Annotated in this window: 18 protein-coding genes and 2 tRNA genes; 12 read left to right on the top strand and 8 right to left on the bottom strand. The window is 50.3% G+C overall.

The features are described from left to right. The first annotated feature begins 1 nt into the window (after window position 1). From ACO0K8_RS11260 to ACO0K8_RS11240, 5 genes are all read left to right on the top strand, one after another. Window positions 2-77 (top strand) — tRNA-Asn (locus ACO0K8_RS11260). 76 nt (window positions 78-153) lie between these two features. Then, window positions 154-229, top strand: a tRNA-Asn gene (locus ACO0K8_RS11255). A gap of 82 nt (window positions 230-311) precedes the next feature. Then, a complete protein-coding gene (locus tag ACO0K8_RS11250; RefSeq protein ID WP_422946752.1) occupies window positions 312-827 on the top strand; it encodes a DNA-deoxyinosine glycosylase in 516 nt (171 codons plus the stop codon). 73 nt (window positions 828-900) lie between these two features. Then, entirely contained in the window at window positions 901-1,716 is an 816-nt protein-coding gene (locus tag ACO0K8_RS11245; RefSeq protein WP_422946751.1) for a methyltransferase domain-containing protein, read from the top strand. 65 nt (window positions 1,717-1,781) lie between these two features. After that, window positions 1,782-3,563, top strand: coding sequence for a GspE/PulE family protein (locus ACO0K8_RS11240; protein WP_422946750.1), 1,782 nt, complete (start codon window positions 1,782-1,784; stop codon window positions 3,561-3,563). Between the two features lie 157 nt (window positions 3,564-3,720). Here the strand turns inward: ACO0K8_RS11240 and ACO0K8_RS11235 are convergent, their stop codons facing one another. Continuing rightward, complete coding sequence (locus tag ACO0K8_RS11235) at window positions 3,721-6,504, bottom strand: HD domain-containing phosphohydrolase (RefSeq protein ID WP_422946749.1); 2,784 nt, start codon at window positions 6,502-6,504, stop codon at window positions 3,721-3,723. A 298-nt stretch (window positions 6,505-6,802) separates the two neighbouring features. Beyond that, window positions 6,803-7,711 (bottom strand): NAD-dependent epimerase/dehydratase family protein, encoded by a 909-nt coding sequence (locus tag ACO0K8_RS11230; RefSeq protein ID WP_422946748.1) that lies wholly within the window; start codon window positions 7,709-7,711, stop codon window positions 6,803-6,805. Between the two features lie 35 nt (window positions 7,712-7,746). Here ACO0K8_RS11230 and ACO0K8_RS11225 point away from each other — a divergent pair, with 35 nt between their 5' ends. The 5 genes from ACO0K8_RS11225 (at window position 7,747) to ACO0K8_RS11205 (ending at window position 13,003) form a co-directional block, all read left to right on the top strand. After that, window positions 7,747-8,775 (top strand): CDP-6-deoxy-delta-3,4-glucoseen reductase, encoded by a 1,029-nt coding sequence (locus ACO0K8_RS11225; RefSeq protein WP_422946747.1) that lies wholly within the window; start codon window positions 7,747-7,749, stop codon window positions 8,773-8,775. Window positions 8,776-9,047: 272 nt separating this feature from the next. Then, complete coding sequence (locus ACO0K8_RS11220) at window positions 9,048-10,250, top strand: acetylornithine transaminase (RefSeq protein WP_422946746.1); 1,203 nt, start codon at window positions 9,048-9,050, stop codon at window positions 10,248-10,250. A gap of 128 nt (window positions 10,251-10,378) precedes the next feature. Then, entirely contained in the window at window positions 10,379-11,296 is a 918-nt protein-coding gene (gene argF, locus ACO0K8_RS11215; RefSeq protein WP_422946745.1) for an ornithine carbamoyltransferase, read from the top strand. A gap of 72 nt (window positions 11,297-11,368) precedes the next feature. Then, window positions 11,369-12,598 (top strand): argininosuccinate synthase, encoded by a 1,230-nt coding sequence (locus tag ACO0K8_RS11210; protein WP_422946744.1) that lies wholly within the window; start codon window positions 11,369-11,371, stop codon window positions 12,596-12,598. Window positions 12,599-12,688: 90 nt separating this feature from the next. Continuing rightward, window positions 12,689-13,003 carry a pyrimidine/purine nucleoside phosphorylase gene (locus tag ACO0K8_RS11205; protein WP_422946743.1) on the top strand — a complete coding sequence of 105 codons (315 nt, stop codon included), beginning with the start codon at window positions 12,689-12,691 and terminating at the stop codon, window positions 13,001-13,003. Window positions 13,004-13,117: 114 nt separating this feature from the next. Here the strand turns inward: ACO0K8_RS11205 and ACO0K8_RS11200 are convergent, their stop codons facing one another. Together ACO0K8_RS11200 and murB are read right to left on the bottom strand one after the other, a co-directional pair. Then, the gene (locus ACO0K8_RS11200; RefSeq protein ID WP_422946742.1) at window positions 13,118-13,900 is read right to left on the bottom strand and encodes an SDR family NAD(P)-dependent oxidoreductase; all 783 of its coding nucleotides are present in this window, start codon (window positions 13,898-13,900) and stop codon (window positions 13,118-13,120) included. Window positions 13,901-14,072: 172 nt separating this feature from the next. After that, complete coding sequence (murB, locus tag ACO0K8_RS11195) at window positions 14,073-15,098, bottom strand: UDP-N-acetylmuramate dehydrogenase (RefSeq protein ID WP_422946970.1); 1,026 nt, start codon at window positions 15,096-15,098, stop codon at window positions 14,073-14,075. A 107-nt stretch (window positions 15,099-15,205) separates the two neighbouring features. Between murB and ACO0K8_RS11190 the strand changes: the two genes are divergently transcribed. Continuing rightward, entirely contained in the window at window positions 15,206-15,697 is a 492-nt protein-coding gene (locus tag ACO0K8_RS11190) for a YajQ family cyclic di-GMP-binding protein (protein WP_422946741.1), read from the top strand. A gap of 14 nt (window positions 15,698-15,711) precedes the next feature. Then, window positions 15,712-16,344, top strand: coding sequence for a retropepsin-like aspartic protease family protein (locus tag ACO0K8_RS11185; RefSeq protein ID WP_422946740.1), 633 nt, complete (start codon window positions 15,712-15,714; stop codon window positions 16,342-16,344). A gap of 110 nt (window positions 16,345-16,454) precedes the next feature. Here ACO0K8_RS11185 and aroG read toward each other — a convergent pair whose 3' ends face one another. From aroG to ACO0K8_RS11165, 4 genes are all read right to left on the bottom strand, one after another. Beyond that, complete coding sequence (gene aroG, locus ACO0K8_RS11180) at window positions 16,455-17,516, bottom strand: 3-deoxy-7-phosphoheptulonate synthase AroG (protein WP_422946739.1); 1,062 nt, start codon at window positions 17,514-17,516, stop codon at window positions 16,455-16,457. A gap of 340 nt (window positions 17,517-17,856) precedes the next feature. After that, a complete protein-coding gene (gene tldD / locus ACO0K8_RS11175; protein ID WP_422946738.1) occupies window positions 17,857-19,317 on the bottom strand; it encodes a metalloprotease TldD in 1,461 nt (486 codons plus the stop codon). A 114-nt stretch (window positions 19,318-19,431) separates the two neighbouring features. Further along, window positions 19,432-20,229, bottom strand: a complete 798-nt coding sequence (locus ACO0K8_RS11170; protein WP_422946737.1) for a carbon-nitrogen hydrolase family protein — start codon at window positions 20,227-20,229, stop codon at window positions 19,432-19,434. 52 nt (window positions 20,230-20,281) lie between these two features. Next, window positions 20,282-24,448, bottom strand: a complete 4,167-nt coding sequence (locus ACO0K8_RS11165; protein WP_422946736.1) for a YhdP family protein — start codon at window positions 24,446-24,448, stop codon at window positions 20,282-20,284. Window positions 24,449-24,530 lie beyond the last annotated feature (82 nt).

The following is a 24,530-nucleotide window of genomic DNA, read 5'->3' as shown; positions in this document are numbered from 1 at the left end:
TTCCCTGATAGCTCAGTTGGTAGAGCGACGGACTGTTAATCCGCAGGTCCCTGGTTCGAGTCCAGGTCGGGGAGCCACAGAATTTGAAGTAGCCAGTGAACTTGTAACAAAATCACTGGAAAATAGTTTAACGAAGAGGTGTATTTCTTCTATTCCCTGATAGCTCAGTTGGTAGAGCGACGGACTGTTAATCCGCAGGTCCCTGGTTCGAGTCCAGGTCGGGGAGCCAAAATAAAAAGCCTTGCAGAAATGCGAGGCTTTTTTGTTTTCCGCTCGCATTACAGCAAAAAAGCTGCAAGGAATAAGCGCTCATGACGCAACGGCCATCCGCAGAAGCCATCCCGCTACAGGGCTTTGCCCCGGTAATCGATACGGCAACACATACACTGATACTGGGTAGTTTTCCTGGTGAGGCTTCTTTACGTGCACAACAGTATTACGCCTTTAAACAAAATCAGTTCTGGCGCTTATTATCCGGAGTACTTGATGAAAACCTGGTCGATTTAAGCTACCCAGACCGCCTGCAAAGCCTGCTGGCGCACGGCATAGGCTTATGGGATGTATTTGGCGCCTGCCGGCGGCAAGGCAGCCTAGACTCAGCTATCAGACAAGGCGAACCGAATAATTTTCGCTCCCTCCAATTGGCCTACCCCCAACTCAGAAAACTTTGCTTCAATGGCAATACGGCAGGCAAAATGCGTACCGATTTTGAGCAAATGGCCTATACCACGCTGCAACTACCCTCCTCGTCTCCCGCCTATGCGCAGATGCGCTTTGAAGACAAACTGTTACGTTGGAAATGCATCATTGAAAACACCGCCAGCTAACGCTGCTAAGTAACTTAGTGTAATCCTGCTTAATTCGCTTTTAGTCGGGCCAGATGCTGGTTAAAATGACGGCATGCTTATCAAACGAAAATCCATAGAGGCCGAAGGCAATTTCCGGTCCGGCCCCAAAGCGGCGGCAATCACCAAAAATCGCAAAGTCAAATTTGCTCCCATCACTCTGTCGGAACTGGATGGTGTCCGTTTCCTGCATTTCGGTACTGAGTGGGTACAAGGCGCGATGCGCCTGCGTAAACCTGACTGGCTGGAACTGGAATACGCGCAACAGATGATGGCATGGATGCTGTTTATCTCTGAACCTAAGCAGTTATTGCAATTAGGATTAGGAACCGGCGCCATGACCAAGTTTTGCTATCGTCAGTTTGAACAGGCGCATGTCACGGCCGTTGACCTCAATCCTGCGGTGATCATGATCTGCGAAAGCATGTTTAAGCTGCCAGCCAATGACGAACGTCTGAATGTCATAGAAATGGATGCGCAGGCCTTTGTAGACAACCCAGATAATCACGACAAGTTCGACGCGATACAAGTAGATTTATATGATGCAACCGCGCGCGGCCCTGTACTCGACAGCGCCGAGTTTTATCAAGCCTGTGCCGACTGTCTGACTGAAGACGGGATCTTGACAGTGAATCTGTTTGGCGACCATCCGAGTTTTGCCAAGAATATTAAGGCGATGCGCTTCGTCTTTGGCAGTGTATTTTGCCTGCCTAAAGTGCATGATGGCAATGTGGTGGCGATCGCCTTTAAATCGAGAATGAAGTTGGATTTTCCTACTTTGACTGAACGCGCAAAAGCAATTAAAGAACTCACTAAGCTGCCCACAAAATCATGGGTAGAAGGTTTAAAGCTAGCTGACGATCCAGTCTAATTTTTATTCTTTGTATTTAGCCGTACCGACAAGCAAAAACCTAGTTCAACCGCCATCGAGCAACCATGACAAAATCCGTGCAGAAGCATCTGAGCATACAACAAATATTTACCTGGTTGATGAGCGATGGCATCATCAAAAAAGAAAATGCCAAGGCCGAGTTTACCAATGCCCAGGTCATCCTAAGAAATGGACCGGCCACCATGCATGCATTGACCGCGGTGGCGCAAACCAAGCTGCATTCGGAGCTGGCCCCGCACCAATTACTCAGCCTCGACTGGCTGACTGAATGGACGGCCAGAAAATGTGATCTTCCTTTTTATCGGATCGATCCACTCAAGATAGACTTTGCCAAAGTGGCCGATGTCATGTCATCGACCTACGCCACACGCTTCAATATTCTACCGGTAGAGACCGGCGCCACTAGCGTCACCGTGGCCACCACTGACCCCTACAATAATACCTGGGTGGAAGAAATTGCCCGCCTCAGCCGCAAAGAAATCAAACTTGTGCTGGCCAATCCGCTAGAGATTGCCCAATACATTACCCAGTTTTTTTCACTAGCAAAATCGATTAAAGATGCCAAGCGCGCTGGCAATAAAGATCTGGCCCTGCGCAATAACTTCGAACAATTGGTGGAACTCGGAAAGGCCAATAAGCAACTCGACGCCAACGATCAGCACATCATCAACATCGTCGACTGGCTATGGCAATTCGCCTTCGACCAACGTGCTTCTGACATCCATCTGGAGCCCAAGCGCGATATGGCCACCATACGTTTCCGCATCGATGGCGTGCTGCATCAGGTATATCAAGTGCCCGCCACAGTGATGATCGCCATGACCGCCAGGATCAAGCTACTCGGACGGATGGACGTTATCGAAAAACGCCGGCCTCAGGATGGCCGCATCAAAACCGTCACCCAGGAAGGGGTAGAGGTTGAGTTGCGACTATCCACCTTACCAACCGCTTTCGGCGAAAAAATGGTGATGCGTATCTTTGATCCGGAAGTCGTGGTCAAGACTTTGCCAGAACTGGGCTTTCCGATTGAAGACGCGGTGCGATGGGATAATCTGACCAGTAAACCGCATGGCATTATCCTTGTCACCGGGCCGACCGGTTCCGGCAAAACCACTACCTTATACACCACACTGAAGGCATTGGCGACCCCCGAAGTAAATGTCTGCACCGTCGAAGACCCAATAGAAATGGTGGAAGCCTCATTTAATCAAATGCAGGTACAGCATAATATTGGACTGAGCTTCGCCGATGGCGTGCGCGCCCTGATGCGGCAAGATCCCGACATCATCATGGTCGGTGAGATTCGCGATTTGCAGACTGCTGAAATGGCGATACAGGCTGCGCTCACCGGACATCTGGTGCTATCGACGCTGCACACCAATGACGCGCCGTCCGCCATCATGCGTCTGCTAGAGCTGGGTGTCCCTTATTACCTACTGGAAGCGACCATTATCGGCATCCTGGCGCAGCGCCTGGTGCGAACTTTATGCCCAATGTGCAAATCGGCGGATGGCGAAATGCTCGATACTGTCTGGTACAGCCTGACCGAAGAGTGGGGCATTCCAAAACCCGCAAAAATATATAGACCGGTAGGTTGCCCTGATTGTCGTCAAACCGGTTTCAAGGGGCGCGTTGGCTTGTATGAGTTACTCACTGTGACACAACCATTTAGCAAATTGATTAAACAAGAATCCGATATCAACGCACTTAGAGCACAAAGCATCAAAGATCAAATGAAGCCCTTGCGCATAGCTGGGGCCTATAAAATTTTGGAGGGAGTCACTACGGCGGATGAGGTCTTGAAGGTGACGTCGGCTCTGGTATAAACCTAAGAGCGCCTGAACCTAGGCCAGGGACGCATATTCCATGCGCCTTCCCGGCATGCCTGCCCTGCAGAGCGCATGGAATATGCGCGTTGGGCCTGCCTACCCTACCGGCCGCATGGGATATGCGCGCCGGACTTGTCTTGATTTAGTATGAAGTTCAGTGCTCATCCTGAAACCGTGCGCGTATCTCCAGCACATCATCCCAATGCTCGAAAAAGGTGGAGACACAGTCTGGATCAAAATGGGAGCCACTATTGGCCTTGAGATAATCAACCGCAGCTTCCAGCGGCCAGGCTTTTTTATACGGACGTTCTGAGGTCAGGGCATCGAACACATCGGCCACCGCGACGATGCGACTAAAAATCGGTATTTCTTGCCCCTTCAATCCATACGGATAACCGCTGCCATCAAATTTTTCATGATGTCCTCGTGCTATTGCAGCGCCCGCTTGCAGCACTTTTGATGAGCTTTCTTTCAAAATCTCGTAGCCGTACAAAGCATGTTGCTTCATTACCTCGAATTCTTCGCCATCCAGCCGTCTTGGTTTCAGCAGGATGTGGTCGGCAATGCCAACTTTACCTATGTCGTGCATGGGTGCTGCCTCTAACAACAACTCGCGATCCGCCACCGACAAGCCCATGCCTTTAGCGATTAATTCAGAGTAATGTGCCATCCTTAGAATATGGGCGCCGGTTTCGCGGTCACGGTATTCGGCCGCCTTCGATAAGCGATACACGGTTTCGCGTTCGCGCTGGGTAATTTCGCCGGTAGCCTTGCTGACCTCCTCCGCCAGCCATTCTGCATGATCGGCCAATTTTTCTCTGGCCTTACCTAGCTCTTGCAGCGCGGCATTGGCTTGCAATTGGGCGCTATCGACCATTGCGTAGGCAGCCGCATTCTCGAGTGCGATCGCCGCATACGCGCACAGGGTTCGGAAAATTGCACATTCGCGCTCAGCATAGGCATGCGAGCGTATCGATTGTATTGACATCACGCCCAACAAACGTTCACCTGCTAACAAGGGCGCGAACAACAAACTCACAGTATCGAGGCTGCCTGCGACCCTGCTGGAGTCAGCCAGATCGTCATCGGGCAAAATATTAATCACAACTTCTTGTCGTTCACGCGCACAGCGTGCCGTAAAGATGGTCTCGTCATCCACGGAACAATCCGACAAAAGCAGGGCGCGGCCCTCCTCCATGCAAAAACTTCCTGTTAGCGTGACGCCATCCTGTTCGAGTAAAGAAATCGAAAATGAGGTGACATCTAACAATTGCCTGACATGCCGGTAGAACGTAGAAAACACCGCTTCTTTATTCAGATTGGCGGTCATCTCGCGACCGATCAAGCCCAGGGTTTCCAAGGTGGTATTGGTTTCCTGCAGATAGCTGGCACGACTAGCCTCATTGATGGCAAGCTGCTGATGATATCTGGCCGAAGCATAGGCGCGCTCGGTTTCCTGGCGCACTTGCATCGCCACTGCACGGATACTGGCATCGGCCAGTCGTTTATTGTCGCGCGCCGCGGCAGCTGACTGTGCATAGGTATAAGCCAAACGGTAATTTCCGATGACAGCATAGGCATTGGCCACTTCATCAAGTAATTCGCTAGGCACGATGTAGCCATTGATGGTGCTTGCGACCGCCAAAGCCTGATTTAAAAAATGCAGACTAGCGCTGGCACTGGCCATGCCGTCCGGTGCTGGCAGTGGATATAGATGGTATAGCTCGGCATAAATGCGCAAGGCCTTAATTTGCTCGTCGGCACTGCCTTCGCGACTCGCTAATGCAAACGCAGCCGCCACCTTGGCGCTGGCCTCTTGCGGTTGCGCCAAACGGCACAGCGCATTGGCCTGGCCACGCCAGCAACGCAGTAAAAAATATTGTTCGCCCAGACTGGTAATGCGTTGTTCGACCTGGAGAAAATACCCTAAGGCCGCCTGTGGCTCAGCCGCATCCAGCGCCAAATCGCCCAGATACTGCAGTGTCATCGTATAAGACTTGGAACTAGTCAATTCGCGCATAGTGGCCTGCGCCTCCAGCAACATGGCCTTAGCCTCATCACGCCGCCCCAGCAGACGCAAGACATTCCCGGTTTGCATCAAGGTGTTACCAACCATCGAGGGCCAGCCGGTACTGCGTGCCAGAGCCAGGGCATGCTCATCCCACTCCAACGCAGCATCAAGGTCACCTAAGGTAGCAAAGGCATCGGCACCATTGCTGGCATTCAAAATCGCCTGCCTTAGTTGGCCGCTTTCACGCGCCGCCAAATGCGCCTGCGAATAAGCGCGGATCGCCGTCACTTGATCGCCGCTTAAGCCAGGCACCAGCGCCAGCGCACTGGCCAACCATGCCATCACGGCAGCCGGTTGTGACGACTTAAGATCAAACAATTCAGAAATGCGCGCGCTGGTGCCTGGCGCATCCAGAAAGGCGGCAAAATGCAAAGCCCGCGCATTGGCGATGGCCACGCGCAGTGCATCACCGGCCAGGCGGTAATCGGCAGTCGCCAACTCTAGCCACTTGGCATGATTGTGTACATCACCACGGTCTAGCCATACCGATGCCAGCAACCACTTGGCGTCACCCGCGCCAATACGATCGGCGAAACGCTCAAAAATACTGATGGCCAACATCGCTTGTTGCTCTGCCTGAGTCAGGTCGGCAAATAACCAGTTAACCTCGCCTTTTATTAACAGCAGCCGCGCCAAATCAGCTTGCACCTTCGTATCCTCAATCGGCTCATGATCCAGCATTGCCTCGGCCTGCTCGACCAAACGCAAGGCATACTCACAATCGCGCTGACGCAGAGCCCAAGCCAGAGTGATCAAAATGTCGAGTCGTGCGCGCCCCTCCAGCCCAGCGAGGCTAGCCTCCAGAGCGGCGACATCTTGATTAAGGGCGAACAATTCCATCGATAAGCGTGGGTTTTGCGCGGTCATTTTTTTCCGGCCTTCAGCCTCATTTTTTTTCGGAGCTCAGCATGCTGCCGCAGCAATTTAACATGAAGAGTTCTTTTTGGTAACATTTTATTACATTGATTTTTTATATCGAAACTCAGACCGACATAAAAGAGACATTTGCACCAGTACGCCAAGTTAGGAAAAGTTTTTTCGAGCATTTTCTGACTTTTCGCCAAGCACACCGCCAAGACCCAGTCTGGTCGGGGCTTGGCGAGCCGCCTGCCTGGAAAGGCGCATGGAATATGCGCGACAGACTAGGCGAACTTCGTTGGTATCTTCATTTTTGCGTCAGCAGCATGGCTGCCTGAACGCCCTGCAACACGCTAGGGTAATTGAACCGCCCTCCCAACTCTTGCTTGATCCTATGGTTAAGCATGCGGCGCGATTCCGACATAAACGACAGCAACACAGGAGAAATCTGCTGCGCCAGCTCAGCGCGCGTTAAACGTGGCGGGCGAGGCAACTGAAAATGATCGGCCACCAAATCAAAATAATCCGCCATCTTCAGATCGCTATCGTCAACCGCGTGGTAAACCCGATTCGGTGCGGCGCGAAACAAAGCCAACTTAATCAGCATCGCCAAATCATCGGCATGGATATGATTGGTATACACGTCCTCGGCCGCTAACAATGCCGGCGTGCCTTTACGCAGACGTTCCAGTGGTAAGCGGTCGGCGGCGTAAATACCCGGCACCCGCAGGATCGCCAAGCGCGATTGGCTGCGCACAGCCCAGGCGCGCAACAGACGCTCAGCGGCCACTCTGCGCTTGGCGCGCGGATTATTCGCGGCCACAGTACGGGTTTCGCCAAACGGCTGTTCGTCGCAGTTTCCGTAGACTCCGGTGGTGCTGATATAAACAAGACGGCTCTTGTCGGGTAAAATGGCGATCAAATTTCGCGTGCGGCAGTCAGAATCACCTACTGCCGGCGGTGGTGCCAAATGCACGACATAGTTAGCCAAGCCAGCCAGACGCGCCAAACTGCGCGGCTGATCCAGATCGGCGGTGATAGGGATAGCACCTGCTGCGCGTAACTCGGCATGCCGCGCTGGCTGACTGGTCAGCGCAAAAATACGAAACTGCTGTGTTAACAAAGGCAATAATCGCATGCCTACATCTCCACAACCGATGATCAGCAGGCGTGGTTTGCCTAAGCGCTGAGAATTTTTGATGCGATGTTGATTCATTTTATTTTTATCTGATTTTTTATTTCAGGAATTGTATGACTTTTCAAGTAACTGTGACGCCTAGTGGCCGACAATTTAGCTGCGACGCAGACGAAACTATCCTCGCGGCCGCCTTGCGTGCCGGGGTCGGCCTGCCTTACGGCTGCAAGAACGGCGCTTGCGGTTCCTGTAAAGGTAAAGTGTTAGCCGGTCAGGTGACGCATGGTGGCCATCAGCAAAAAGCCTTATCCGATACCGAAGAAGCGCAAGGAGCGGCCTTATTTTGCTGCGCGGTTCCAAATACTGACGTCAACATAGAAGTACGCGAAATCCAGGGCAGTGAGGAATTCCCGCTCAAGAAAATGCCTAGCCGCATCGCCAAGATGGAGAAACTATCAGAAGATGTGATGCTGATCGCCCTGCAATTGCCTGCCAACGAGCGCCTGCAATACCGCGCCGGGCAGTACATAGAATTCATGCTGAAAGACGGTAAGCGGCGCAGCTACAGCATGGCCAATGCACCGCATATCGATGGGCAAATTACGCTACACCTGCGCCACATGCCTGGCGGCGTATTTACCGATCAGGTATTTTCCAGCATGAAAGAGCGCGATATTTTGCGCTTTGAAGGACCGCAAGGCAGCTTCTTTCTACGTGAAGACACAGAAAAGCCCATCATCCTGCTGGCGTCCGGCACCGGATTTGCGCCTATCAAAGCGCTCATGGAGCATCTGATCGATCTGCAATCGACCCGCCCTGTGACGCTGTACTGGGGTGGCCGTCGACCGCAAGACTTGTATATGGACGGATTGTGCCGCGAATGGGTCACCAGTCTGGCTAATTTTAGCTACGTACCGGTAATATCGGACGCGCAGCCGGAAGACCTATGGAGCGGTCGCAGCGGTTTCGTACATCAGGCGGTGATGGCGGATCATGCCGATTTATCGGCGTATCAGGTGTACGCCTGCGGCGCGCCTATCGTAGTCGATTCGGCCAAACGCGACTTTATCGCGCAATGCCAATTGCCGGCAGATGAATTTTACGCCGATGCATTTACCTCAGAAGCCGATTTACAAGGCGCGTAATTTTTTTCGAATAATTTTATACTGCGCCGCGCAAAATACCTGAAACTGCTTTACACTATGCTGATGAATTCTTTTACCGACATGTCTTCCCCAAATAGTGCCCGACGCCGTAGCTTGCAGATCGAGCCTGGGAAGTCTTGCGCGTAAAAAGCAGTATTAAGTAAATAACGCAAATAGAAGCCACAGGACAAAAACCTGTGGTTTTTTTTTGCATTCAAACATTTTTATTTTCTTTTTTTAACTTGTCATTACGCTTTTTCAGGAGCCAACAAATGGAATTCAGTCAGTACAACGTGAACGCACTCATGTACATCACACCGCGCCCGGAGCTGGTGTTTACCGAAGGCAGCGGCATGTGGATGAGCGATCATAATGGCAAGCGCTATCTCGATTTTCTGCAAGGATGGGCGGTCAACTGTCTGGGGCATTCGCCGCAATGCATACAAGATGCCCTGATTACACAATCGAAAAAACTGATCAATCCTTCACCGGCTTTTTATAACGCGCCAGCGATAGAATTGGCCAGCATGCTCACTGCCAACTCTTGCTTTGACCGCGTGTTTTTCACCAATAGCGGTGCCGAAGCGAATGAAGGCGCGATCAAGCTGGCGCGTAAATGGGGCCAGCTAAATAAGGCGGGCGCCTACGAAATCATCACCTTTGATCATGGCTTCCATGGCCGCACTCTGGCTACTATGTCGGCATCCGGTAAACCGGGCTGGGATACTATTTTTGCACCGCAAGTCACAGGCTTCCCGAAAGCCGATCTGAACGACATCGCCTCGGTAGAACAACTGATCACAGATAAAACTGTGGCGGTGATGCTAGAACCGGTACAAGGCGAAGGTGGGGTACTGCCCGCCAGCCGTGAATTCATGCAAGCCTTGCGCGCGCTGACCAAAAAACACAATATTCTCTTGATCGTCGATGAAGTGCAAACCGGCATGGGCCGTACCGGCGAATTGTTTGCCTATCAGTTGTCGGAAATCGAACCGGACATCATGACGCTCGGTAAAGGCATAGGCGGTGGTGTTCCTTTAGCCGCCCTGTTATGCCGCGAAGCGGTCGCCTGCTTTGTGCCTGGCGACCAGGGCGGTACCTATAATGGCAATCCTTTAATCACCGCCGTCGGTATTGCCGTACTAAAAGAATTACTGGCACCCGGGTTCATGGCATCGGTCAAAGAAAAATCTGACTATCTGAGCAAAGCCTTGCTCAAGCTATCGGAAAAACACGGCTTGCAGGGCGAGCGCGGCGAAGGCTTACTGCGCGCCCTCAAGCTAGGCTCAGACATAGGCGCGAAACTGGTCGAGGCCGGACGTGACATGCAGCCATTTGGCGTGCTGCTGAACTCGCCACGACCTGATTTATTGCGCTTCATGCCGGCCTTGAATGTCAGCATAGAAGAACTTGACCTGATGCTGGGCATGTTAGACAGCTTACTGACGCAAATCATGACACAGATTAAAAAATAAGCACGGCACTCTTTTAGATACAAAAGAGCAAGCTTTCAGAATTTATGCAGCTTGCTCAATTAAATCCCTTATAATTCAGCAGTTATAACAGGCGCTGACAGAATTTCCTCTTGTCAGCGATTTTATTTATGGCTATCAGACACTTTTTACAATTTTCCGATTTATCGCTTCCCGAGTTCGAGTACGTGATGGAACGCGCGCGCATTATCAAGCGCAAATTTAAAAATTACGAGCCCTACCATCCGCTGCTGGATCGCACGCTGGTGATGATTTTTGAAAAAAACTCCACCCGTACCCGTCTATCGTTTGAGGCTGGCATGCACCAGCTCGGCGGCGCAGCGATCTATCTCAATACCCGTGACAGCCAATTGGGTCGCGGCGAACCGGTAGAAGATGCGGGCCAGGTCATCTCACGCATGTGCGACATCATCATGATCCGCACTTTCGAACAAGAAATGATAGAGCGCTTCGCCGCTAATTCGCGCGTGCCTGTTATCAATGGTCTCACCAATCAACATCACCCGTGCCAGGTGTTTGCCGATGTCTTCACGTATATCGAGCATAGGGGTACTATCGCCGGCAAAAAAGTGGCCTGGATCGGTGACGCCAACAATATGCTGTATTCGTGGTTGCAGGCGGCCGTCATTTTTGGCTTCCATCTGCATATTTCTACACCTAAGGGCTATGACATGGATATGTCCTTAGTCAGTGCCGATGCTAGCCATTACACGGTGTTTGAAAATCCCTCGGATGCTTGCGCTGGTGTGGATGTCGTGAATACCGATGTCTGGACCAGCATGGGCTACGAAGCCGAGAATCAAGCACGTTTAGCCGCCTTCGACGGTTGGATCGTGGATGAAGCCAAGATGGCGCGTGCCAATCCGGATGCCTTATTTATGCACTGCCTGCCAGCGCATCGCGGCGAAGAAGTTTCGGCTGGCGTCATCGACGGACCGCAATCGGTAGTCTGGGATGAAGCGGAAAACCGTCTGCATATACAGAAAGCCCTGCTCGAATTTTTAGTAGTCGGCAAGATCACCGAATAAAGGCTTGCGTTTGAACGCAACAAAAACGCAACAAAAATACTCAAACAACGTAGAACCAACAGAAAGCGAATTATGAGCGACGTCAAAAAAGTAGTGCTAGCCTATTCCGGCGGCTTAGATACCTCAGTCATTTTGAAATGGCTGCAAGACAATTACCACTGCGAAATCATCACCTTCACCGCTGATCTGGGTCAGGGCGAAGAACTGGAACCGGCCCGCGCCAAAGCACTGAAATTCGGTATCAAGCCTGAGAATATTTTCATCGACGACGTGCGTGAAGAATTCGTACGTGACTTCGTCTTCCCGATGTTCCGCGCCAACACCGTGTATGAAGGCGAATACCTGTTAGGTACGTCAATCGCCCGTCCTTTGATCGCCAAGCGCTTGATCGAGATCGCCAAGGCCACCGGTGCCGATACTATCTCGCACGGTGCGACCGGCAAAGGCAATGATCAGGTCCGTTTTGAACTCGGTGCCTATGCACTGATGCCTAACGTTAAAGTCATCGCGCCGTGGCGCGAGTGGGATTTATTGTCGCGTGAAAAACTGATGAAATACGCAGAAGACGCTGGCATAGAAATCGACCAGAAACATAAAAATGGCGGTGCGCCTTACTCGATGGACGCCAATCTGCTGCACATCAGCTTTGAAGGCCGTCATCTAGAAAATCCAAGTAACGAAGCCGAAGAAAGCATGTGGCGCTGGACTGTCAGCCCTGAGCAAGCTCCGGATCAGCCTGAATACCTCGATATCGAATACGAAAAAGGCGATATCGTTGCCCTGAATGGCGTGCGCATGTCACCCGCCACCGTACTGACTGAACTGAATCGCCTGGGCGGCAAGCACGGCATAGGCCGTCTTGATTTAGTAGAAAACCGTTACGTCGGTATGAAGTCACGCGGTTGCTACGAAACTCCGGGCGGTACCATCATGCTGCGCGCGCACCGTGCGATAGAATCGATCACCTTAGATCGCGAAGTGGCGCATCTGAAAGACGATCTGATGCCGCGTTACGCTAGCCTGATTTATAACGGTTACTGGTGGGCACCAGAGCGCGTCGCTCTGCAAACTCTGATCGACCATACCCAACTGAGCGTCAACGGCTGGGTCCGTCTGAAACTGTACAAAGGCAATGTCATTACCGTCTCACGCGACTCTAAAACAGATTCGCTGTTCGACATGACCATCGCCACTTTCGATGAAGATGGCGGCGCTTACAACCAGGCCGATGCCGGCGGCTTTATCAAGTTGAACGCTCTGCGTATGCGCATTGCAGCCAACGCCAAAGCTAAGCGCGGTTAAGATCATTTATTTGATTTAATTTAAGCGGCTCGATCTCGAAAGACATCGGGCCATTTTTTTGCCTTTTCTCTCTCACCACTCAGCCTCATCATGACAACACAATTCGACCAGGTTAGCGTCATCAAGCAAGCCAATATCTACTTCGACGGCAAATGCGTTTCGCATACCGTCTTGTTTGCCGATGGCAGCAAAAAGACCATAGGCGTGATCTTCCCATCTAGCCTCGTATTTAATACCGGTGCCGCAGAAATTATGGAATTAAATGCAGGCAAATGCCGCATCCGCATCAACGGCGAACAAGCTTGGGCGAGCTATGAAGGTGGTCAGCAATTCACGGTGCCAGCCAATTCCAGTTTCGATATCGAGACCCTGGAAACCTTAGATTATGTTTGCCATTTTATTTAATTAGCTATGCGCAGTATCCATGCGCCTTCTGGCATGAAAATGGCCTGTAAGGCGCATGGATACTGCGCACTCTGTTTTGGAAATCTATAAAAACAGAGTCGCGGTTTACTCACCTTACATCCCAAACGCACGCAAAAATTGTATGCCTGCGCCCTGCCACTTTGGTACTGCATAACGTAATCGGGGATTTTTTGCTTCGACTACCTTGACCAGCGTCTGTATCACTTTTTCTATCTTGACGCTCTGCAGCCCAAGTACTGTCTTTTCGTTCTTTTCGATAAAGGCGTGTTGATCGCGGTAAATCGACTCCGGCCCCATCCAACTATATTTGGTGGCGATCTGCGCTTCGTTAAAACCGGTAGCAAAAGCGCCCGGTTCTATCATGGAAACTGCGATATTGAAGGGCTTTAATTCGACCGCCAGATCGGCACCGGCGACTTCCAGCGCGTATTTGCTCATGCCGTATGGCGCCAGAAAAGGGATGGGCATGCGCCCGGCCAGCGAGGTCACAAACACGATAGTGCCACCGCCGCGCTTGATCAGCTCAGGTACCGCCATTTGTACCATGCCCAGACTACCGATCACATTGGTTTCAAAGGTACGGCGTATCCGCTCCAAAGGCACTTCCGCCAGTGGCCCGGATTCACCAACACCAGCGTTATTGACCAGCACATCAATACCGCTGCCGCTCACTTGTCGCCGGTCTTCTTCCAGAGTGATATCGAGTTTAATGATGTTAAGCGCAATGCCCGCTTGCGTTGCCTCGACTCTTAAGGCTTCCGCCTGCGCATGATCATAGGTAGCGGCGATAACATGATGGCCGCGTTGCGCCAAGGCGAATGCAGCCAACTTTCCAAAGCCGCTGCCGGCACCAGTAATCAAAATGGTCTTGCCCATGAAATTTCCTTTTTCTTAACAATAGGATAAAAGACATGTTAACCTGAAGTGCCAGGCAACGGCAGGATAAAAATCAAACTATCAGTTGCTTTGTGGCCTGACTAAATTAAGTAGCTGCGAGCAAAAAATAATCAGATCAAGCAATAACTAAACGCACCGACGTAACCACACTTCAGACAAAAACCGGTTCTACTTCCAGTCGCACCCCAAATTTCTCCATGACATCGGCTTGTATCTGCTGCGCCAACTGACGCACTTCTGCGCCTGTTGCGCCACCGAGATTGACTAGCACCAGAGACTGTTTGTGATAGACACCAACCATCCCCAGAGCTTTACCCTTCCAGCCAGTTTGCTCTATCAGCCAGCCTGCCGCGAGCTTATAAGCACCGTCCGTCTGCGCATAGCTGACCATCGCAGGATACTGCGCCAGTAAGGAGTCGCGCAGCTTCAGACTAACGATAGGGTTTTTGAAAAAACTACCTGCATTGCCGATCTCGGCTGGATCCGGCAATTTGCTTCGTCGGATAGCAATAATGGCGTCGCTGACATCTTTAGGAACAGGGGCAGAAATGCCTTGCGCCACTAGCCTTTGCGCCACATCGCCATAATTTAAACGCGGCTGCCAAACTTTGGGCAAAGCAAAAATGACGTTCAAGATCACCATTCTGTCACGGTAGTCATGCTTGAAAATACTGTCGCGGTAAGCGAACTGGCAGGCCTGCTTATCCAGCGTACGGACCTCTCCAGTGAGAAAATCGAACGCTGTCAGCTGATGGAAATAATCCTGCATCTCCACGCCATAAGCACCAATATTTTGTATAGGCGCGGCACCAACGGTACCCGGTATCAACGAAAGGTTCTCCAATCCGCCCAGCCCCTGTTGCAGAGTCCACAACACAAACTCATGCCAGGTCTCGCCAGCCGCCGCAGAAACAAACACAAGGTCATTATTCTCAGCGACTATGTGCTTACCCATCATGACTATCTGCAGCACCAGCGCATCGAGCTTGTCAGAAAGCACCAGATTGCTGCCACCGCCAAGTATGAGTCTGGGCATGGCAGCCAGTTGTGCATCGTCTCTGATCTGTATTAATTGCTGTTCGTTCTCAATGCGTAAAAACGCTGAAGCTTGCGCCGCGATACCGAAGCTATTGAGTGCCAGTAAGGAAATATTTTTTTGTAGGGTGAGGGACGTCATCATATGGGCAGAATTATAGACGCGAATAGACATTAAGTTGGCGCTGGCATTTGTTAAAATACGTCCATAGTCGTCAATTCAATTAATTTAAATACCAAGGAATAATCATGCCTTCTTTTGATACCGTCTCTGAAGCGAATATGGACGAAGTAAAAAATGCCATCGTGCAGACCAACAAAGTGGTGACCAATCGCTTTGACTTAAAAGGCACCAGCGCCAAGGTAGAACTCAAGGAAAAAGAACGCGAAGTCACAATTTTCGGCGATTCCGAGTTCCATCTGGAGCAAATCATGATAGAAGTAACACAAACCATGGGTAAACGCGGGGTAGACGTGCGCTTTCTCGACAAAGGCAAGATAGAAAAAATCGGTGGTGACAAGGTCAAGCAAGTGATCAAGATCAAAAACGGCATAGAAAGTGATGATGCCAAGAAAATCGTCAAGACCATCAAGGACAGTAAGCTCAAGGTGCAAGCCAGCATACAAGGCGATGCCGTACGTGTAACCGGTGCCAAGCGCGATGATTTGCAAGAAGCGATGGCAATGCTGCGCAAAGAAATCAAAGATTTGCCACTGGAATTTAACAATTTCCGCGACTAAGCAACACCTTTGCCATGAGACATCTCAGCATCTTCGCCTGCCTGTGTGCCTGCGTGATTTCAGCGCATGCCACCGATATCGATGTGGTTGGACTTTTTCCTGGCAAGGCCGTGCTGGTGGTCAATGGCAGTTCGCCTAAAACCTATGCGGTGGGCAGTGTCATCGCAGATGGCGCAAAATTGATTGCCGCCGATAATGCGACCGCTACCATAGAAATGCATGGAAAGCGCCAGGTGCTGGCGATTGGCCAGTATGTGCATCGCTCTGCGCCTAGCACGAATAGCAGTGTTACTTTGCAAGCCGATACGCGCGGTCATTTTATAGCGCGGGGACAGATCAATGGCGGTGGCGTCAGTATGCTGGTCGATACCGGTGCCAGCGTCATCGCGATACCGGCCTCCGAGGCGATACGTTTGGGCATCAATTATAAGAGCGGGAGAATGGGACGTGCCAACACTGCCAACGGCCAGGTGGTGGTGTATATAGTCCAACTCGATTCGGTCAAGATCGGTGATGTCGAACTCAATCAAGTCGAGGCCATGGTACAAGAACAAGGCCTAACAAGTATTTTGTTAGGCATGTCATTTCTAAACCGTATGGAAATGAATCGAAATGGCGAGCAAATGGTCTTGACAAAACGTTTTTAAGCGTATTTGCCAGCACCATCAAAAGAGCCCCTATGAATACGCAATTCATAGGGGCTCTTATATTTCCCTACTTACCAACTACCGCACGTCGGAGCTCATTCACGTCAGGCTTACTCCGCCTGCTTGAGTCGGCGCTGCTTGACCGCGTCGGCCAAGCCTTCCAGCACCGCAATACTCTCATCCCAGGCGATACAGCCATCTGTTACTGACATGCCGTACACCAGATCCTTACCCGGCACCAGATCTTGACGCCCAGCCACCAGATTTGACTCTATCATGACGCCGACAATACGGTTGTCGCCAGCCGCGATTTGCGCCGCAATATCTGCACACACAGGGATCTGATTGGCTGGATTTTTCGAGCTATTCGCGTGCGATGCATCTATCATCAAACGCGAAGCAAGGCCGTTGTTAGCGATATCCTTGCAGGCCGCATCAACACTGGCGGCATCATAATTGGGTGTTTTACCACCACGTAAAATGATGTGGCAATCTTCATTGCCGTTAGTCGAAACAATAGCCGAATGCCCGCCCTTGGTCACGGATAAAAAGTGATGCGGTTGCGAGGCCGCCTTGATCGCATCCACTGCAATCTTAACGTTACCATCGGTGCCGTTCTTAAAACCAACCGGGCAAGACAAGCCAGAGGCAAGCTCTCTATGCACTTGGGACTCGGTGGTGCGCGCCCCGATGGCACCCCAACTAATCAAATCGGCGATGTATTGTGGACTAATTACATCCAGATATTCAGTGCCAGCCGGCAAACCTAGTTCATTGATATTGAGCAGCAATTCACGCGCTATCCTTAAGCCGTCATTAATGCGAAAACTATTGTCCATATACGGATCATTGATCAAGCCCTTCCAACCCACGGTAGTGCGTGGTTTTTCAAAATACACGCGCATGACGATTTCCAGCTCACCAGAAAAACGTTCGCGTTCTTTGACCAGTTTGTGCGCATACTCCATCGCTGCCTTGGTATCGTGGATAGAGCAAGGACCAATCACCACCATGACCCTATCATCTTGCGCATGCAAGATACGGTGTAGCGCAGTTCTGGCGGAGGATGCCGTTTCTGATGCTTTTTCAGAACAGGCAAATTCGCGTATCAGATGCGATGGCGGCAGCAGTTCCTTCATTTCCCGTATGCGTAAATCGTCAGTGCGTTGCATGTTTTTCCCGCTTTATGGTTAAAATTGATGATTAATATCGAATAAAAAACTAAATAACAAGTAGTGAAATCTAAACTAAAAAAGCAAAAAAAAATCCGCCAAGGCTGGCGGATTTTTTAGATTTGATATGTTCGGATCTTGCTTTTACGTGAACTTACCGCTTCTCCACCGCCTTGGGGTTGGAATAGCTAAAATAAAAATAAAAGTAAAATCGTGGGTGTGCCATGGCGAACTCTTCAAATCAGATGCATTGACTATAACAATATTTTACGTGGCTTGGCAAGCATTTTGTTTTATTTTATTCTGTTTCCTGATGAAAATCATGTTCTTATTAAGGTTTTTAAGCGGTTCCGCCAACCACTAAACCGTCAATGCGCAAGGTAGGTTGGCCAACACCGACCGGTACGCTCTGCCCTTCTTTACCGCAAACACCGACACCTGGATCGAGACGCATATCGTTGCCTATCATAGAGACACGATTCAAAACGTCGGGACCATTGCCAATCAAGGTCGCGCCCTTGACCGGATAAGTCACTTTGCCGTCTTCTATCATATAAGCCTCACTTGCTGAAAAAACAAATTTTCCGTTCGTAATATCAACCTGACCACCGCCGAAATTGACCGCATATAAGCCATTTTTTACCGAGGCTAGAATTTCCTGAGGATCTTTATCGCCCGCCAGCATATAGGTGTTAGTCATACGCGGCATAGGCAGATGGGCGAAAGATTCACGACGTGCATTGCCTGTCACCGGCATTTTCATCAAGCGCGCATTCATCGTATCCTGAATATAGCCCTTCAAAATACCGTCCTCGATCAAGGTTGTGCATTGAGTAGGATTGCCTTCATCGTCGATATTGAGCGAACCACGACGGTTGGCGAGTGTGCCGTCATCCACCACGGTGACGCCTTTGGCTGCCACACGGTCGCCAATGCGTCCAGAAAAAGTACTCGATCCCTTACGATTAAAATCGCCTTCCAGACCATGACCGATCGCTTCATGTAAAAGAATACCAGGCCAACCGGAACCTAGTACCACCGTCATCGGACCAGCCGGTGCCGGTCTTGCATCGAGATTGACCAAAGCCGACTTCACAGCCTCATCCGCATATTGTTCCAATAAAGCATCCGAGAAGTAAGAGTAGTCGTAGCGCCCACCGCCACCGCTAGAACCCATTTCGCGACGTCCATCTTGCTCAACTATCACGGTAACGGAAACACGAACCAGAGGCCGGATATCGGCAGCCATCACGCCATCGCTACGCGCCACCAAGATAACATCGTACTCACCGGCTAAACCAGCCATAACTTGCACTACACGCGTATCTTTAGCGCGTGCAATTTTTTCCAGTCGTTCGAGCAAATTCACTTTTTGAGTCGCATCAAGTGAGGCTAAAGGATCGTCTTGCAGAAACAGCGCCTGACTGGCACGTGCTTGCATCTGCGATGCTACTTTGACCTTGCCAGAACCTTGGCGCGCGATAGTACGCGTCGCTTTGGCTGCCTCCAGCAAAGCAATTTCAGAAATCTCGTCGGAGTAGGAGAAGGCCGTTCTATCGCCAGATATGGCGCGCACACCTACCCCCTGATCTATAGAAAAACTTCCTGTTTTTACTATACCCTCCTCTAAACTCCAGCCCTCGTTTTTGGTAAATTGAAAATACAAATCGGCATAGTCGATGCGATGTGTAAACATTGAGCCCAAGGCTTTTTGCAACTTAGCTTCGTCCAAACCAAATGGCGTAAGTAATATGTCTCGGGCAATCGCGAGGTGCTGCAGATTAGAATCAAAAAGTTTCATATGCTATCTATAGAAAAGGGGCGGAACCTTGCGCAAGAGGCGCAGGGGCAAAATTATTGTTTAAATTGATGCCCAGATCTTCGAATTGTAGATCATCTGACCGTAACGCAGGGATCAAACCAGTTTTCTGTGTTTTAAGGCGGGTAAATTCTCACGTATTCCCTGCAATAGGCTCATATCGAGTTCACCGCTGACAAGCCCCTCGCCTTCGGGCAAAACATCGACGATTTTACCCCAAGGGTCGATCAGCATACTATGCCCCCATGTGCGTCGGCCATTGGTGTGCAAGCCACCTTGTGCCGCCGCCAGCACGTAACATTGGTTTTCTATCGCTCTGGCGCGCAATAAGACCTCCCAGTGCGCCTGCCCCGTGGTGTGAGTAAATGCTGCTGGCACGACAATCAGAATACACACTCCCATCTTCCGAAACAGCTCTGGGAAGCGCAGATCGTAGCATATCGATAGGCCGACCTTGCCAAGATCGGTCTCGAAAGTACTCACCTCATCGCCAGCTACGATGGTTCTGGATTCTTCATAGGACTCGCTCCCCTTATTAAATCCAAACAGATGGATTTTGTCATAGTGTGCAATCGCTACGCCCTGAGGGTTGTAGACCAGGCTGGTGTTGAGCACCTTATTTTCTTCTGAAGATATCAGAGGAAGCGTGCCGCCTATGATCCAGACGCCCAGACGGCGCGCAGTGATGGATAGAAAATCCTGGATCGTACCGTGCCCGAGCGGCTCGGCGATGCTCAGCTTATCGGTTTCTTGCATGCCCATTTGCGGCCAATATTCAGGCAGTAATAATAATTGCGCTCCGCCTTCGCTTGCCTGTTGAAGCAAAGAAGCAGCTGTCGCCATATTTTGCGCCAGGTTTTCGGTCGAAACCATTTGTATCGCGGCTACTCTCATAGTTCACCTATATAAAAATTCGTCAAATTTTCACTTACTCACATCACGCAGCTCAGGGTTTGAGAGGCTGGTTTTGCTGTTCCCGGCCGCCGATCTTGCTCACATGTGGCTCTTTCCATGGTCCGGTAATCTGATATTCGTAAGTAAAAGCGCGTGCCAATGGTTCGCGTAAAAATAGCTGCGCTAAAAAAGTCCCAAGTCCTATCACAGGATTGACCGCCAAGGCATACACCACCGATGCCGCACCAGCATTTATTTCAGGAATCACGGCGACATGCATGTCCTGTGTCTCTTTCGCGATATCCGCACTACCATCAAGTAAAACTGTCGCGTTAACACTGCGCATTTTGAGGTTTTCGGTACGCGCAACGCCCTGGGTGATTTTCGCCATGCCGGTAATTCCATCGAAAGCAAAGCCTTCAGAAAAAACATCTCGAAAATCCAAGCTAAGACGGCGTGACAAGGATTGCATGCTCAATACTCCCAACAACTTGGCAGCACCAGGATCGACTTTCAAAAACTGCCCGCTAGCAAGGTCCAATCGAATCTGACCATTCATGCTAGCGACATCCATGGCATACGGTAGACCATTCCAGCGGATATCGCCCTCAAGCTTGCCGCGACCACCACGCATGACACTGACAAAACCAAATCTATCCAATAATTTCCCTGCGTCTTCAACGTCCAACACATAGTTGAGATCACTCACACTCTCACCTGAACGATTTGACCATTTCCCAGAAGCTTTCAATTCAGCATCCACATTCTTCAACGAGAGCTTTTTGATATACCATTCGCGACCGGATGGTGCCGGCGTATTACTCGCCGACAATTCTAACTGTCCAAGTTTTTTATTGAAAAGTTCAAAATTTTCAGCAACGATATCCAAAGACGGCAGTTGCGCCACCGACTTTTTTCCCTCTATCAATTCTGAAACCTCAGATGCGGCTGAAGCGGGGATATTCAAACGACTGAGACGCGCACTTAGCGCACCGCCATTTGCAACGTTGCTAGACTCAATAAAGCTTAGAAATCCGGACACCTGGCTAGAGTCGATATTGGCCTGCCATACGCCGCCCTGATGTGAGGCGCCAAGGACTACATTATCGAGCCGCTTACCCATAATATGTAACTCGGCCGTTCTGACTGCCAAAACATTTGGCTCGATATACGGGGCAAAATCTTGGTTTGCTCGGTTATTCATGTTGCTATTGACGCTACTGTCAGCAGGCCCACTACTACCGGCCATGACATTGCGCCACTCGTCGACATTCAAGGTTTTAATGTCGACATTCACGTTTAAGCCACTCGCTGGCTCAGGCGGTGGCGCATTGACACCCACCCCACCCCGCAGCACTTGCCATATAGCATTTTTTTCATCCGCTTTTTGTCTCTGATAACGCGCACCGATTGCCGATCCCAGGCTCAATCGCAACTCGTCACGTAACATAGCTGGATTCGTAGAAAGTACCGGACTCATTTCGAAATGCAAAGGCAGCGTGTCACTGACGTTTTTTCTTAAGGGTGCTGGAAAGTTCAGACTCAGGCCTTGGAGCGCAGAGTCTATGATCAATTCGGGTTGGCGCTTTTTGACGTTCACTTGTGCACTGTAGCGAGCAGCCCCGCCAACTCTGCTTAACAGTCGTTCTGCGAACTGCCCGGGGAAATTCTTTCGCAAGCCCTCAGCGGTTGCCAGGCCATCGAGTTTTATCCGAATATTCCCATCTTTTTGCGTACCACCGTTGGCAATGACGTTGCCGCCTAGGAGACTGCCCTTTAAGGCATTCAGTGTCAGGCCTTTTTCATTAAAGTCGAGTTTTCCATTCACTCCAGAAATAAGCGGTATGCTGGTTTGCAACAAGGCTTCGTTATTTGTGAATTGCAAAACCCCTTGTACTTTCGACTCGATCAACTGATTCAACGGTAATTGCAAACCCAATTTTAAATGCGCGTTACCACTGGCTTTACTTTCTTGTAAGAAGTGCCCCAACCACGCATCAACCGGACTCGCGTTCACATACTGAAGCATGGTCTGTAACGCCGAACTGACATTTCCTTCAATGTTCAAAATCGCATTGTGGCTTAACAAATCAGGAATCACAGCCTTCACTTTAATCAGATCAGCCGTTAAAGTTTTAGCGCTATCACCGCGAATTTCCATTCTCGCGCGATCAAAAACAAAGCTCCCATCGATGTTGTCGATGATAGGCCACAAGGGCATTTTTCCATCGTCGGACAGATGCGCCGGAGCGAAATTAAGTTTGCCGTCAAGTAGTTTACCTTTTACCAAAAATTCGGTTTTTGGTAGCAGCTTTCCGGCTACCGCGTTAAACGGAAAAAAGGCCACATCACCTTTTATTTTCACACTGACATCATCGGCCCGGCCATCAAGTATCGCCGTCGTTAGCCAATGCCGCAGGTCGTCCGGAGTTTGCGTAGGGATATATCGATCCAATTGTTTCAAATCAAAACCACTGAATTTCCCGGAAATATCGATTTCATGCTTAGCTTCTGGCTGTCCTTTTTGCGCAGTCATATTGTGCTTGCCAGAAAACGCCGCCTTCATATTCCCTTGCTGAAATTCCATTTTATTGACTTGAAAACGAAACTTATCCGTGCCTTCGAATTGCCAGACTGCTTGCATAAACAATTTATCAAATAGCATCAAGGGATTGACGAACACACCGGGCAACTGTAAAACGACGTCAGCCGAATTGAGCATAAAATCCCCCCCCTTTTCGTTCGCATCTAAGCTACCGGAGATATTTTCAAATCCTGGTATCGCCGGCATCGCTACCTTTGCCGGGCTGCTCACTGACTTGCCGCGCGCAGCTTGGGCAACTTGCGGTTTCATCGCCAAATTAAAGAATTGACCTTTTAACTGGTAAGACGAAATGTCTGGGTAAACACCCTGCCAACGTGCACTAAACTCTTTCAGCTGGCCGCGCGGAGCCAGATCTGCCAGCATCTGACGTTGATCTAATGGAAGAGGCAAGTGCTCCGCTAATTGCGCCAGGGCGGCCAGATCCAACTGTGTCGCATGCACCTCAATTTTTTCCGCCTGCCCCTTTTGCGCGGGGATAAAACTCTCGCTAATGGTGGCAGCGGGAAAGCGCAAGCCTGCTCGGGTCAACATAGAAAAATTAACCAGCGAAATGGTATGCCCAGCTTGACCGAATAGGGCGGGCAGATATTTTTGACCAAGCGCAGCTTTTTCCAATGCGACCAAGCGACCACTCACCTGCTCCATATCCAGCGCCGGCAAGTCTTTAGCAAATGTCCCGAAAACGTCAGACAAACTAAGATCGGCAGTAAAGTCAGTGATGCGCCCAGCCTCAAAGCTAGCCCAGGAACGCAGATCGCCTTGTCCTTTTTGTAGATCAACCCGGGCACTCAAATAGGTTTTTAAAGCGGACAAATCCACTTGCCGTAAATCGGCATAAAGCTCTCCGGACCAACTCGAAATATCCGATTTTTTTCGGGCAAAAGTAGGATGTTTAAAATTCCCACGAACATCCAACCCCGCAGCCAAATTCACGCCTGGTAGCGCCTTCAAGGCGAACTTATGATGTCCCCATCGGTTATTTAAAAGAAAATTCACATCCCTCAAATTTAATTCTGGTGCAGAGCGAGATTGATCATTCCAAGTTAAGGCACCGTGACGTATGACTATTTCGTGCTGCGCTAACAACCAGTCCAAGCCGGTACCATCACTCTCCTTTTGGGTATCGACGAAGAAACCCGCGACAAAAATCTGCCCCGTCTGATCTCTACGCATGTCTATGCTAGGTTGAATGATTTCAATTTTTCTAAAACGTAAATCAGCCACCACCAAGGACCACCACGACAGTGTGGCATTCACTGTTGGCAGCGTCAGAGCGCTCCGACCTTGCTGATCAAGAATGACGACATTATTGAGGATTAGGCGAGGATTTAAGCCTTGCCAGGAAGCCGTCAAATTAGAAATGCTCAGTTTTCGCCCTATTGCTTTACTTGCGCTGAGTTCTATATCAGACTTGTAACTAGCAACATTGGGCAAGACGGCATAGCGCAACGTAAGAAATAGCGCACAAAACAGGAAATACATGAGCACGAGCAGCTTTAGCAGAGTGCGCAAACTGCGAGCACAAGCGAAACCCAGCGAAGCACAGGATAGATGAAAGCAGCGAAACACTTTGTCACGCAGCTTCGAATTCCGAGATGGATCTTGGTCTGGCATTAAACGAGAGACAGGAAAGAGAAGTCGGCCGTGCGATTAAATTTTAGTTCAATTAAAACAGGCAAAAACAACATACTCTCCT

Origin of the sequence: Undibacterium sp. Ren11W (assembly GCF_049340485.1) — a bacterium.
In the GTDB taxonomy this organism is placed as follows: domain Bacteria; phylum Pseudomonadota; class Gammaproteobacteria; order Burkholderiales; family Burkholderiaceae_D; genus Undibacterium.
The sequence above is the reverse complement of the archived record's forward strand: the minus strand, read 5'-3'. Positions and strand labels throughout refer to the sequence as shown.